The 13,612-nt window shown below is 56.4% G+C and carries 10 protein-coding genes and 1 pseudogene; 7 read left to right on the forward strand and 4 right to left on the reverse strand.

Going from position 1 to position 13,612, the window contains the following annotated elements; translation table 11 throughout:
- The 5 genes and pseudogenes from G5358_RS17405 to G5358_RS17425 form a co-directional block, all read left to right on the forward strand.
- Nucleotides 1-297 (forward strand): annotated as a pseudogene (locus tag G5358_RS17405) (excinuclease ABC subunit UvrA); the annotation flags it as partial.
- Between the two features lie 121 nt (nt 298-418).
- Nucleotides 419-2,095, forward strand: coding sequence for a sensor domain-containing diguanylate cyclase (locus G5358_RS17410; RefSeq protein WP_421324580.1), 1,677 nt, complete (start codon nt 419-421; stop codon nt 2,093-2,095).
- A 458-nt stretch (nt 2,096-2,553) separates the two neighbouring features.
- The gene (locus tag G5358_RS17415) at nt 2,554-3,150 is read left to right on the forward strand and encodes an OmpW family outer membrane protein (RefSeq protein ID WP_005340187.1); all 597 of its coding nucleotides are present in this window, start codon (nt 2,554-2,556) and stop codon (nt 3,148-3,150) included.
- 222 nt (nt 3,151-3,372) lie between these two features.
- The gene (locus G5358_RS17420; protein WP_421324581.1) at nt 3,373-5,352 is read left to right on the forward strand and encodes a HAMP domain-containing methyl-accepting chemotaxis protein; all 1,980 of its coding nucleotides are present in this window, start codon (nt 3,373-3,375) and stop codon (nt 5,350-5,352) included.
- Nucleotides 5,353-5,360: 8 nt separating this feature from the next.
- Nucleotides 5,361-6,836 (forward strand): ABC transporter substrate-binding protein, encoded by a 1,476-nt coding sequence (locus G5358_RS17425; protein ID WP_421324582.1) that lies wholly within the window; start codon nt 5,361-5,363, stop codon nt 6,834-6,836.
- Nucleotides 6,837-6,908: 72 nt separating this feature from the next.
- Here G5358_RS17425 and G5358_RS17430 read toward each other — a convergent pair whose 3' ends face one another.
- Complete coding sequence (locus G5358_RS17430; protein ID WP_421324583.1) at nt 6,909-7,709, reverse strand: GNAT family N-acetyltransferase; 801 nt, start codon at nt 7,707-7,709, stop codon at nt 6,909-6,911.
- A 329-nt stretch (nt 7,710-8,038) separates the two neighbouring features.
- On the opposite strand from G5358_RS17430, the gene metF reads away from it, so the two are divergent.
- Nucleotides 8,039-8,929: a methylenetetrahydrofolate reductase gene (gene metF / locus G5358_RS17435; protein WP_005340191.1), complete on the forward strand. Its 891-nt coding sequence runs from the start codon at nt 8,039-8,041 to the stop codon at nt 8,927-8,929.
- Nucleotides 8,930-8,998: 69 nt separating this feature from the next.
- Here metF and G5358_RS17440 read toward each other — a convergent pair whose 3' ends face one another.
- Together G5358_RS17440 and G5358_RS17445 are read right to left on the reverse strand one after the other, a co-directional pair.
- Nucleotides 8,999-10,063, reverse strand: coding sequence for a DUF3103 family protein (locus G5358_RS17440; protein ID WP_421324584.1), 1,065 nt, complete (start codon nt 10,061-10,063; stop codon nt 8,999-9,001).
- Nucleotides 10,064-10,185: 122 nt separating this feature from the next.
- The gene (locus G5358_RS17445) at nt 10,186-11,361 is read right to left on the reverse strand and encodes a benzoate/H(+) symporter BenE family transporter (protein ID WP_421324585.1); all 1,176 of its coding nucleotides are present in this window, start codon (nt 11,359-11,361) and stop codon (nt 10,186-10,188) included.
- A 119-nt stretch (nt 11,362-11,480) separates the two neighbouring features.
- Here G5358_RS17445 and G5358_RS17450 point away from each other — a divergent pair, with 119 nt between their 5' ends.
- Nucleotides 11,481-12,050: a helix-turn-helix domain-containing protein gene (locus tag G5358_RS17450; RefSeq protein WP_202006101.1), complete on the forward strand. Its 570-nt coding sequence runs from the start codon at nt 11,481-11,483 to the stop codon at nt 12,048-12,050.
- A gap of 16 nt (nt 12,051-12,066) precedes the next feature.
- Here the strand turns inward: G5358_RS17450 and G5358_RS17455 are convergent, their stop codons facing one another.
- Complete coding sequence (locus tag G5358_RS17455; RefSeq protein ID WP_421324586.1) at nt 12,067-13,263, reverse strand: NnrS family protein; 1,197 nt, start codon at nt 13,261-13,263, stop codon at nt 12,067-12,069.
- Between the last annotated feature and the right edge of the window lie 349 nt (nt 13,264-13,612).

The following is a 13,612-nucleotide window of genomic DNA, read 5'->3' on the forward strand; positions in this document are numbered from 1 at the left end:
TCCAAGCGGGATACCGGTCAGACCCTCTATATTCTGGACGAGCCGACCACCGGCCTGCACTTCCACGACATCCAGCAACTGCTCAAGGTGCTGCACCAGCTGCGGGATCGTGGCAACACCATCGTCATCATCGAGCACAATCTGGATGTCATCAAAACTGCCGACTGGATCGTCGATCTGGGTCCGGAGGGGGGCGCCGGTGGTGGCCGCATTCTGGTGACGGGGACGCCGGAAGAGATTTGCACCAATAAAGAGTCTCATACAGCTCGTTTTTTGAGGCCACTTTTGGCGCGATAAGCCGTTATAATCGAGGGGCCTTTGGCCCCTTTTTTTTATAAAAATCGGGAGCATAGGGGGAAGCTCGTCAAGTGTGGGCAGGCTTGGCATCTCAGCATCATGGTAATGGATATATCGGGTTATGGCTCAGGCTCCGCGCACGATTGATCATCAGTTGGCTTACTCCATGTTCCCCATCTGGCTGGGGGCGATCCTGCTATTGCTGGTCCTGCTGGCGTGGGCCCAAATCCCGGCTGCCAGCCGGATTGAAGAGCAGCGAATGAAGGAGCATCTGCTGCGCGTGACCAAGGCGGTGCAGGCGGATGTGGCCGCTCTGGATGCATTCAGTCGGGATTGGGGCATCTGGGATGACAGTCACCGTTTTATGGACAACAAAAGCAGGGCGTACATCGAATCCAACCTGTTCAGTGATATGCCGATGCGGGATTTTAGTCTCAACCTGATGAGCTTCATGGATCTCACCGGCTACGAAATCTGGACGCGCACCCTGCTACCCGATGCGCCGGGGATCAATCCGGACCAGTTTCCCTACTTCCTTGATGAGCTGAAAAAGCAGTTGAGAGAACGCTCGGTGGCGCAAGGGGGCATCAATCTGCACGGGATCCGTGCTTCCCAGTGGGGGCCGCTGATGTACTCGTGGCAGCCGATCAGAAACAGTGACGAGTCGGCACCGTTCAACGGTTTCTTGCTGGTTGTACGTTGGCTCGACAAGGCCTATCTCGAGCAGGTATCGGAGCGTACCGCGCTGCCTCTGGCGATCTCCCACGCCAATCTGGATGTCACCGCTACCTTCAAAAAACTGAAACCGCAAATAACGTATCGCCTGATCGACCTTGGGCTCACCCGGCTTAGGGGAGAGGTGCGACTGCTCAACAGCGATAACCAGCCGGTGCTGACTCTGGTGATTGAGGAGGAGAGAAAGATCTTGAGTGGCGTCATGGAGGGGGCGCTCTGGACCTTTATTGGTATGCTTTTTATCAGTTTTATCTGCGTCATGATCGCCATGTACCGGCTCAACAGCATTGTGCTTACCCCGTTGCAGCAGCTGGTGTCGGCGCTGCAACGCTTTGGCGATCGGCCAGATGCCACCTTGATCCCCTATATCGACAGCAGCGCCGAGATGGCGACCTTGAGCGGCAAGTTCAAGGAGATGGCCAGCAAGGTCAGTCAGCAACACGATGATTTGTTGGAAAAATCCAGCCAGATGGAGATGGCGGCATTCACCGACCCCTTGACCCGTTGTTTCAATCGTCGCTATCTGGATAGCTGGTTGCAAGACAATTGGGCCCGCCCTTGTCAGCTGTTGCTGCTCGATCTCGATCATTTCAAACGGATCAACGACCGATTTGGTCATGATATGGGTGATCTGGTGTTGCAGCAGCTGGCAGAACTGCTGCACAAGCTGGTGGTGAGTGACGCCGAGCCCGTTATCCGGTTGGGAGGGGAGGAGTTTTTACTCCTGTTGCAGGTGGATAATGAGCAAGAGTTGGTACAGCGTGCCGATTATCTGAGGCTTCGTGTTGTTCAGCACCGTTTCGGTTCGGAGGAGAGGCCGCTATGGTTAACGGTTTCATCGGGATATTGTCGGTATCCTCTGCATCCGGCGTGCCCCGATACCTTCTGGAGCCACAGTTTCAAGCTGGCCGACCTGGCGCTCTATCAGGCAAAACTGAGGGGCCGTAATCGATGCTGTGGCTATTCGGGCACTCTGTCTGTTCGGGAGGTGATGGAACAGACCCCGGAGCAACTTGTCGAAGGGAATAGTCTTGCGTTGCAACATACTGTCAGCCTGGATTAGCCCTGCCGGACCAATACCAGATAGGCTAGGGCGACAATAAAACCGAGCAGGATAAAGAGAAAGGATCCGATCCCCCAAACGGCCGCGAGAAAGGCCCCCACCTTTTGCCATTTCGACTCATTTTTCATAAATAAACCATTACTTCCCAGTAACTTGCATGGCGCAAAAAATACGCTGATTTACCCATATAAACAACAATTAATCGCCGCACTGCCGTGCAATAAGATGTGGTTTGTTTGCTCCTTTTGGCGCTGAATGCGGGTAGTTACAACCTGTCGAAACAGGTATTTCAGCTTGTTGTCTGGGGGCTCAACGAGATTGAGATGGCGCGCAAAGATGTCACACCAATCGATTTATTTCTGTGCAACCTTTGCTCCAAGTCAATAACTTTGCATTTACAAGGGCATATAGTCAGCGGGCTTACAGCATCAAATGAAAACAAAAAAAGGGATTACGTGATGAAAAAATTACTTCCTCTGATGATTGCCGCTGCAGTGACCTCTCCTTTCGCCATGGCCCATCAGGCTGGTGATATTCTGGTTCGTGGTGGTTTGGCATTTGTATCGCCGCAGGAAAGCAGCACGCCTGTAGAGCTGGAAATTAATGACAACATGCAATTGGGATTGACTCTCTCTTACATGATTACTGATAACTGGGGTGTCGAGTTGCTGGCTGCAACCCCTTTCTCTCATTCAGTCAAACTGGGTGGCGCTGAAGTGGCCAAGATCAAGCATCTGCCGCCGACTCTGATGGGTCAGTACTATTTTGGCGATGCCCAGAGCAAGGTTCGCCCGTATGTCGGTATTGGCGTGAACTACACCACCTTCTTTGATGAAGAGGGTCGTGGTGCACTGTCAGGAACCGATGTCAAAGTCGATGACTCCTGGGGTGTTGCCGGACAAGTTGGTATCGATATGGCGATCACTGACCGCTGGTTTGTCAACGGTTCAGCTTGGATCATGGATATCGATACCGATGTCCATACAGCGATTGGCACCATTAATACCAAGGTCGACCCGATGGCCTTTATGGTGGGTGTTGGCTACCGCTTCTAATGATTCTGACTGCGGTTCTGAACGGACCGCGGAAGATAGCAAAGTACGTCTCTTTCAGCCCGGCTTGTGCCGGGCTTTTTTCGTATGGCTGATTTTGTCTGTACTGTGATCCAACCCGATACAAATCAATTAAATACCTGCCGCTTTATTTCAGTTATTCGCCACCCCTGCCGATAGTGACTATGTTCACTTTACCTTCCCCCAATGAGTGAGGATGTCTCCATGGGTTTATCTATCGTACAGCGGATCATCGCCGGATTTGTGTTGATGCTGCTGTTGCTGATCCTGCTTGGAGTGATCAGTACCTTTAAAATCAAGGGTATAAATGACGGTCTCTCTGCCGTATCTGACCGTGCAACCCCGCTGGTAGTCGCTGTCGCAGGCCTCAAGGGGGCACTGCAGGATAGTAACCGCTGGGTGCTGGTCTACCGTACCAGTGAAGATGCCGCCCAGTTGCCGCAGTTGGCCAATCAGTTCAAGGAGCAGCAGAACCGCTTTGCCCAGCTGAGTCAGGAGATGGGTAAATTTACCGGCGTAGCGGATGCCCGAGCCCGTTTCCAGCAGGTCGAGAGTGCCACCACCCAATTCTATGGCTTGGCGGATCAGGTGTTGGCCCAGCATAGGCAGTGGGTCAGTGCACTGGATCAGCGCCACAAGCTGGAGATGGAATTTATCCGCCTTGAGGATACCTACCAGTGGGCGGCTGATCTGCTGTTGCAACAGACGGCCAGCAAGCGTTCCATGCGCAACAAGGCGGAACTCATTACCTCAGGGATCGCCCGCGATCTGAAGAATATCCGCCGTGCCGATGCCAAAACCGACCTGAACGAGCTGGAAAAGGTGCTTAGCAAGGATATCGAGATGGCCCGCAAGCGTCTGGAGCGTGTACTGGTGCCCGATGATGTGAAAGCGCGCTTTGTCTCCAACCTGGATCGGATGCAGGAGCTGGCGCTCGGCGCTCAGGGCTTGCTGGCGACCATGCGTCAGGCCCAACAACTGGAGCTGTCGTTGGCTACTCAGAATCAACAGCTGGATGCCAGTCTGGTCAACAGCCTCAATTTGCTCGATGAGATGGGCAAGTCTGCCGGAGCCATCGCCAGCGAGAGCCGTGTCAATGCGGATGAGGCGGTCAGCAGTGCCAGCTTCTGGATCCTGGTGGTTGCCGCGATGTCGGCTGCTGCCGCACTGGTGATCGGCTATACCACGGCACGCAGCATTCAGCGTCCGTTGCAGATGATCAACAAGGAGCTCGATTACATGGCGGCCGGCGACATGACACGGCGCATCAACTACCGCAGCAGTTGCGAATTTGGCAGCCTCTCTCGCTCCATCGATACGCTGGCGGGCAAGACCGGTGAACTACTCTCTCAAATCAATGCGGGCTCCCGTCATCTGGTGGATGAGGCGAGCCGCGCCGCCGAGATCAGCGAACGGGCCATGTCCCGGGTGCAGGAGCAGAAGAGTCAGACCGATCAGGTGGCCGCCGCCATTACCGAGCTGGAAGTGAGCGCCACCGAGGTGGCCCGCTCTACCGATGGCACCAAGCGGGAAGTGGATCTGGCTGATGAAGAGGCGCGCAATGGGCGCCAGAAAGTGGCCACCACTCGCCGGATCACCGAGCAGCTGGCTGGCGCCATGGAAGAGGCGGTCGGGATCACCTACAAACTTGGGGAATTCAGTAACAACATCGGCAGCATTCTCGATGTGATCCGCAGTATTGCCGAGCAGACCAACCTGCTGGCATTGAACGCCGCCATCGAAGCGGCCCGTGCTGGTGATGCAGGTCGCGGTTTTGCGGTGGTGGCCGATGAGGTACGGGCGCTGGCCAATCGCACCCAGACCTCGACCGAAGAGATCCAGGGGATGATTGAGAACCTGCAAAGCTCCAGCAAGCATGTGGTTGAAGTGATGGGGCGCAGCCAGGAGCAGACCCAGAGCTGTGTTGAGCAGACTCGCGAGATGGATGTGGCGCTGCAATCCATTGCTGATCGGATGGGGGCCATCAAATCGATGGCTGATCAGGTGGCCCATGCCGCTCAGGAGCAGATCTCCGTCAGTCAGGGGGTCGCTCGTCATATCGCCGGTATTGCCGATGTGGCATACGAGACCGAGCGGGAGGCGCGCGAATCCGCCAGCAGCAGCGAAGTGCTGGCCGATCTGGTCGCCAAACAGCAGCAATTGATCGCACATTTCAAGGTCTAGGAGGGCTTATGTCTAAAAAGTGGATTGGAGCCCTGAGTCTCCTGTTGTGTGGCCAGCTGATGGCCAGCGAGCTGGTGATTGAAAGCTGGCGAACCGATGACAAGGCGTTGTGGGAGCAGAAGATTATCCCGGCGTTTGAAGCGGCGCATCCCGGCATCAAGGTGAGTTTTCATCCGGTGCAGAACGTCAACTACATGCCCACTCTGTGGGAGAGCCTGAAAGGCGGTAAGGCGGGGGATCTTATTACCTGTCGTCCGTTTGATGACTCGCTCGCCCTGTTCAAGGCGGGCCATCTGGCCGAGCTGACCGAAATGGCAGGGATGGAGAACTTTCCGAGTTTTGCTCAGTCACCGTGGCAGACCGATTCCGGTGCCCAGACTTTCTGCGTGCCGATGGCCTCGGTGATCCATGGCTTCTTCTATAACAAGAAGATCTTCAGTGAGTTAGGGCTCACCTTACCGCAAACCCGCGATCAGTTCTTTGCCGTGCTGGACAAGATCAAGGCCGACGGGCGCTATGTGCCGCTGGCCATGAGTGGTTCCGAGAGCTGGGTTGCCTCCGAGCTGGGGTTCCAGAACATTGGTCCCAATTACTGGAAAGGGGAAGACGGTCGTCTGGCTCTGATCGGCGGGCAGGAGCGGTTGGACAACCCGCAATATGTGAAGGTGTTCGACGAGCTGGCTCGTTGGCGTTCCTACCTCGGTGAAGGTGGCGAGAGCCGCGATTATGCGACCAGTAACGAGCTGTTCACCTCGGGCAAGGCCGCCTTCTACGTGGCGGGCTCCTGGGAGATTGCTCCCTTCACCGGCAAGGTCGATTTTGGCGTCATGCGCCCGCCGGTGGTCAAACAGAGTGATGGCTGTTTCTTTACCGATCACACCGATATCGGTATGGGGATGAACCCGGCCAGCAAGAATAAAGAGGGTGCAATGGCCTTCCTGCAGTGGCTGACGACGCCGCAATTTGCCGAGCTCTATACCAACTCGCTGCCGGGATTCTTCTCCCTCTCTAACCACTTCTTCGATGTCACCAATCCGGCGGCTAAAGAGATGATGGAGTGGCGCGATCAGTGTGACTCGACCATTCGGGTGGCGACCCAGATCCTCTCCCGTGGTACGCCCAAGTTGGGGGATGAGCTGGCCGAGGTGAGTCAGGCGGTGCTGCTTGGCAAGATGGAGCCCAAGGCGGCCGCGGATCGGCTGGAAAGTGGCTTGAAGGGCTGGTATGCCCCTCATCAGGGCAACAAGGCCAAGAGCGCGGATTGTCAGTGTGATGCGGTTGCCCCTGCTCCTGCTTCGGCTTCAGTGCCGACGACTGAGGTGTCCGCAGCTCCCGCGACCAGTGAAGCATCGGCCGTGGTGTCACCTGCTGTGACTCCCGCAGAACCCGCATCAGCGGCCGCTGCACCATTACCGGCGCAGTCGGATGAGGTGGAGCAGGCGCTCTCCAACGAGCTGGAAGCGCCACAGCAGCCACAGCAATAGGTCATCTGCATCAATAAGAGCGGGAGGCATCAGCCTCCCGTTTTTTATGGCTCGCGGCCAGCATGTATCGCTTTATTGTGCTTCGTGGGGCCAGCGGCAGAGGCTGCCGATGCGGGCAACCGGGGCAAACCCCAGAGAGCGGTAAATGCGCTGGGCATGGTAATGCTCGTCAGCCACTATGATCAGCTGTTTGGCACGGGATAATCCTGCGCGAGCCACTTGACTCAGCAGCTGGCGGCATAACCCCTGGTTGCGCCACGCATGGTGCGTGCGTACCAACTGGAAGCGCCCAAGTGTGCCGCAAAAGAAGAGGCCGCAGCTGGCGACCAGTTGTCCCTCTTTCCAGATCCCCCACCAGTCCCCGAGACCATCGGCAATCATGGCCTGATAGAGCGCCTGGCGGGATCGCAGATAGGGGAGATAGCTCTGTTCCGAGTGTCCCTCATCCCGCTCATTGAGTTCGAAGTCGAGCCACTCAGGCCAATCAGCAGTGGTGAAGGTGCGTGCCTCAACCTTGTTCATGTCGTCGTGAGGGGGTGGGCAGCTCTGCTCATCCAGCGCCAGCACCACGCACTCCATATATTGGTAACCCGTTGCGACAAAACCGGCGATCCGGCTGTTTTGTCCGGCCGCCAGTGGCCATTGGAAGGTGCGGTGGCGCACTCGAGGATCCTGGCCGATCAGCTGATCAAATGTGGCTTCCAGCCAGCCTTTGTCACGGTCGCTGGGTGGGTTGGGGAGTAGCAGGTAGTTGCCGAAGTAGTAGTCGGGAGCATCCGGCGTGCGAACCGTCCAGAACTGCTCATGCTGGATGACCTCGCCCTGGTAGCGATCAAACAGCAAGTCGGTGGCAAAGCCGGGGTGGGTATCCATGATGGTGCTCCTGCAAAGACTCATTCTGTTATCGGCAGGAGTGGGAAATAGATGAAAAGGGGCCGGAGAAACCTCCGGCCAAACAATCACACGCAGATTCAGAACGTCCAGGACGATCTGCCCCCATCATAACTCGACTGGGGCGATTTTGGGATGGGCACTTTTCGGTTACGTACCGTTAATTTTGTAAATATGAAGTTCGTCAGATCGGATGTGAGGTAAATCCCTGTTGACTTTGTGTCGTTTTGCTCATAAATATAAAGACGTTTAGACGTCCAAACATCCGTTTTGACGTAGGCAGATGGATTGCAGGACAGGGAGAAGAGCAGATGGGATTTCACAGTGCACGTCAGGTTGAGGCGCTCAACCAGAGCTTGGCAGATTTGAATGGCGATATATCGGTCAGTTTCGAGTTTTTTCCGCCCAATAGTGAAGGGATGGAAAATACCCTCTGGCAGTCCATCGAACGGCTGAAAGTGCTGGAACCCAAGTTCGTCTCCGTCACCTATGGCGCCAACTCCGGCACCCGTGATCGCACCCACAAGGTGATCAAGGACATCAAGGAGCGGACCGGCCTGATTGCGGCGCCGCACCTGACCTGTATCGATGCCAGCCGCGACGAGCTGCGCACTATCGCCCGCGACTACTGGAACAGCGGTATTCGTCATATCGTGGCTCTGCGCGGTGATTTGCCGCAGGGGCTGGAGAAACCGGATATGTATGCCACCGACCTGGTTGCCCTGCTCAAGTCGGAGGCTGACTTCGATATCTCGGTTGCCGCCTATCCGGAAGGGCACCCGGAGGCCAAGAGTGCGCAATCCGACCTGCTCAACCTCAAGCGCAAGATCGATGCCGGTGCCAACCGCGCCATCACTCAGTTCTTCTTCGATGTGGAAACGTATTTGCGCTTTCGGGATCGCTGCGCCGCCATCGGTATTGATGCTGAAATCGTGCCGGGGATCCTGCCGGTCTCCAACTATCAGACCCTGGCCAAGTTTGCCGGTTTTACCAACGTGAAGATCCCGCGTTGGATGCATCAGCGTTTTGAGGGGTTGGATAACGATCAGATGACTCGCAATCTGGTGGGGGCTAGCATCGCCATCGATCAGGTGCGCGTGCTGAGTCAGGAAGGGGTGAAGGATTTCCACTTCTATACCCTGAACCGCTCCGAGCTGACTTATGCCATCTGCCATACTCTGGGGGTTCGTCCCAAGGGTTGACCGGTGGTCACCGCGATAAAAGCAAAAAGCCAATGAGTTGCTCATTGGCTTTTTCGTTATGGCCGATTATCAAGGTCTGGTCGGGGCGATCTCTTTTGGCTCAAGATCGATAACCGCATTACCGGCAGCCCCCGGATACTGGCGATAGACCTGATCCTGCTCCAGTGTGTAGAAGGTATCCAGATAGTCGTCGTTATTGGTCATCCAGGAGTCGGGTAGCGCCTTGACGATGCGACCGCCGAGATCGAGGAAGGGCAGTGCTTCCGGCACGCCACCCGCAGTAAAGCCGAGTTTGAGAGCTTCAATCAGCAGGGCGCTCAGCTCCTTGTAGTTGACGTTGTCATCCTGCTCCATCATCACCACATCGACGGCACCCCAGCGATAGCGATCCCAGTAAACCAGGATCTGGTTGGGGGTGTAGTCTGTGTTGTCATAGTCGAGGTAGGGCATGTCGACAATATCGACTACTGGCTCATCTCGGCTGGGATTGACCCCTGCGACCACTGCATACACTTCGGCCGCGCCGAGTAGCCAGGGCTCCTGATCATCCTTCAATCTGATCTTTTTCAGGATACTGGTCTTGAGCGGCGCTGTGCTGGACGCTGCTCGTGGAGCGCTTTGCAGATCCGCATCGGCCAGCGCTTTGCGCATCACCTTCAAGCCTGCGTTTTTGGCTTTGACGGGATCGGCTTCGACTACCAGAACCGGCCGGGCCGGTGCCTTGTCGACATCCAGATAGACTGGATTACCGGCGCTGTCGAACGCTTCTATGGCACTCCAGCTCTTCTCATCACCGCTCGGAACATAAGCGACCAGCGGTTCAACCCCCTGTTGCAAGGCGGCAGCTTGTTCCGGGTTGGCCAGTCGCAGCTGCATCAGCTGCTTCACTTCCCCGTCGAGCCCTTGTCGGGCGATCGCTGCCTGATTGGCATCGGTCGCCTGCCGCTTAAGGCGCGGGCTGGCCTTCTGCAGCAGGTTGGGAAGCGGGCTCTGGTATTGCTGATTGCTCAGCAGGGGCAGCAGGTTTTTCTGCTGAAGTGCGAGCTGGCGAGCCAGCTCTCGATCCGTATCGGCAGCCTGGACGCTCGTGGCACCCAGTATGGCCAGTAGTAACAAGACAGCCTGATTTTTCATTTTTATTCTCCGTTGCATGGAACCTGACAGGGCACCATGTCCGGGAAGATTGGTGCCCTGGCACCACTAGAAGGAAATTAGTTTCACTTGTGAATCATTTTATCTGGATAGTGTGCACAGGTTCACGGTTTGAGGTTCAATTGATTCCCTTGCCGATGTGGTTGGAACTGATAGATCGCCAGACCAATCAGCAGACCCCAGCAGGCTGCCGCGATGCCGAGCAGGCTGATCCCGGACGCGGTAATGATAAAGGTGAGCAGCGCAGCTTCTCGCGTTTCATCCTGGTGCAAGGCAGAGTGCAGGCTGCTGCCGATGGTACCTAACAGGGCCAAACCAGCGACGCAGGTGACAAGGGCTGCCGGAAAGGCGCTAAACAGGGCCGCGACGGTCGCACCGAAGCAGCCGGTCAGGAGATAAAAGCAACCCGCCCATACCGCAGCTGGCCAGCGGAGCTTGGTATCCGGGTCGACCTCTTTGCCCATGCAGATGGCGGCAGTGATGGCGGCCAGATTGAAGGCATAGCCGCCAAAAGGGGCGAGCAGCAGGCCAGTCAGGCCAGTCCAGCTGATCAGCGAGGAGGTGGAAGGCTGATAGCCGTGGGCCCGCAAGATGGCAATTCCCGGCATGTTTTGCGATGTCATGGTGACAATGAACAGCGGCAGCGCGATACCAAACAGAGCATCAAGGGAGAAGGCTGGCCATGTCCAGACCGGGCTGGCGAGTTGCCAGTGAAGGGTGCCCATTTGCAAATCCCCCCGCACGCTGCAGATCAGCATCCCCACTCCCAGTACTAGCACCATGGTATAGCGGGGCCAGAGATGACGACCCAGCAGGAAGGCCAGCAGCAGGGTGCCAAGCAGCAAGGGATCTTGCGGGGCGACCTTGAATAGATCCAATCCGAATCTGAGCAGCACGCCAGCGAGCATGGCGGCGGCCAGTGGAGCCGGAATATGTTTCATCAAACGGTCGAACCAGCCGCTGATGCCACACAGCGTGATCAGCAGGGACGAGATCACAAAGGCGCCGATGGCTTCCGCCAGAGTGAAGTTGCCCAGCGTGGTGATCAGCAGTGCCGCGCCCGGTGTGGACCAGGCGGTTAGTATGGGTATGCGGTAATAGAGAGAGAGGCCGATGCAGCTCACCCCCATGCCGATCCCCAGCGTCCAGAGCCAGGAGGCAACTTGGGCAGTATCAGCACCCGCTGCCGTGGCGGCCTGGATGATCAGGATGACGGAGCTGGTGTAGCCGACCATCACGGCGATAAAGCCGGCGACCAGATGGGGGAGGGCGAAGGGCATGAGACTTCCTTTTGGCGTTGTGACGCGCTGTGCGTTATTACGTACAATACAGCTTTGACTATATCTATGTGCGCTATAGCGCACAAGTCGCATCATGCAAGAGTAATAAAGAGGCAGTTATGCAAGAGATGAGTCAGCATCTGGCTGCTCGACTGAAGGGGTTGCGCAGCGAGCGCGGCTGGAGCTTGGATGCCGCCGCGCGCGAAACGGGTGTCAGCAAGGCGATGCTGGGGCAGATTGAGCGGGGAGAGTCCAGCCCAACGGTGGCGACGCTGTGGAAGATAGCCACCGGTTTTCGAGTCTCATTTTCCAGTTTCATTGAGCCCACACCAGCCGTGCAGGAGGAGGTGCTCTATCGCACCGCCGATGCCATTCGCCAGCAGCCTGCGGGAGAGGGCATGCAAGTTGCGCCGCTCTTTCCTTATGAAAACCGGTTTGGTTTCGAGTTGCTTGAGCTGACCCTGTTGCCGGGTTACCAGCGTGAATCCGAGCCCCATGAGCCGGGAGTGACTGAGCATGTCATCGTCATCAGCGGCATGATGGAGGTGCTGGTGGAAGGGGAGTGGCGCTCACTGGTGCAAGGGGAGGCGGTGCGTTTTGCTGCCGATCGTCCCCACGGTTATCGGAATCTCGGCATAGCCCCGGCGATCTTCCACAACCTGATCCACTATCCGCTGGCAACACCCTGAACATGTTCCGCAGTCATCAACCCGGTCGACCATCTGCTCTGGGGCGGATTAGTATCGGGGTATAGACCCAGACAAACAGACCATAGGCAGCGATCCAGGCAAGCGCGCTGAGGTTCCAGCCATGCAGTGTATAAGCAGGCCAGAACAGCGGAATCGCTACCCGCATTGTGGCGGCAGCGATAACCAGGGCGAATGCGCCAGTGATCCTGCGTCCTACCTGCAAGGCCCGACCGCTATGGCCGAGGGAGACTCGCGCAATCATGCCCAGGATCATGGTGCCCATACAGCCTGCGCTGAGCAGGTGACTGGCCATCGACAACGTGATGGGCAGACCCGCGCTATGTGCCGCAAGGGAGAGCAGGCCAAGAGGGATAAACAGATAGGCGATATGGAGTGACCACAGCAGGGGATGCGCAAGGGTCGATGGCAGATGCCAACGTAGTTGCCGCCACAGATGCAAACTCGCCGCCACTATATAGAGAGGCACTATATATATGCTGGTGACCCATTGGGTGGGGAGCAGCAACCAGCAGAGCAAGATAAGCCACTGTGTCGCGAGCGCAGTCCGTTCTAGCCAGAGTCGAGGTGCAGCTTTCTCCTGACCGGTTGTTCGGGCGGTGAAGAACGGAATCACTCTTCCACCCATCACGGCGATCAGGGTGGTATACAACAGCACAGTGGTGATCAATAGGTGCTCAACGGTGGTCCAATCGGCCTGCCATAACCAGCTGGCACCATTGAGCAAGGTCAGTATCAGCAACAGGGGCACGAAGAAGAGGTTGCGCCATTGCCGGGTTATCAAGATAGGCTTGGCAAGGAACCAGGCGCAAAGCGGCAACCAGAGCAGGTCTGCCAACATCAGAAGCATATTCTCTTCACCCAGCCAGGGTAACAAGGTCCTTGGCAACATCCACACCCCCACCACCATTACCAATGGCCAGCTCCGAACACCGGGATGGGCCGTCCAGTTCTGCACCGCGGTGAGCAGAAAACCCGCGACGATGGCAGTCCCGAAACCAAACAGCATCTCATGACCATGCCACCAGATTGGGTTGGCAATCCCTGGCAAGGTTAGCCAACCGTTGAGCTGCCCCAGCCAGAGCAACATGGCGACGGCAGCAAACAGAGCCCCGAACAAGAAGAAGGGTCGGAACCCCAAGCGGAACAGCGGGACGATTTGCTCTTCCTTATGGCTATCGAGGATTTGATGCATGAGGGCATTCCAATTGAACATTTGAGATGGTAATTATAAATTGGCTTTTCAAATGTTCAATTTAAATCCGGCAATAGTCAGGATTGATGTCATTTTGAGCAAGAAAAGAGGTGGTTGCTTGATATCTGAGCGAACGAACTTTTTTGCTGAAAAAGCCCTTGTCATCCCGGCGCGGCTCCCTATAATGCGCCCCTACCAGCACGGCGGAACACGCCAACCTGATGAGCCAGCTTACTTGTGAGGCAGGCGCCGAAAGAAAAGCGAAAGCAATTGCTTGACTTTCGAAGTGAGAAGCGTAATATGCGCCTCCTCAACGCGACAAGCGTGACGCTCTTTAACAATTTGAATC

Source organism: Aeromonas sp. 604176, from assembly GCF_049170755.1.
In the GTDB taxonomy this organism is placed as follows: domain Bacteria; phylum Pseudomonadota; class Gammaproteobacteria; order Enterobacterales; family Aeromonadaceae; genus Aeromonas; species Aeromonas veronii_A.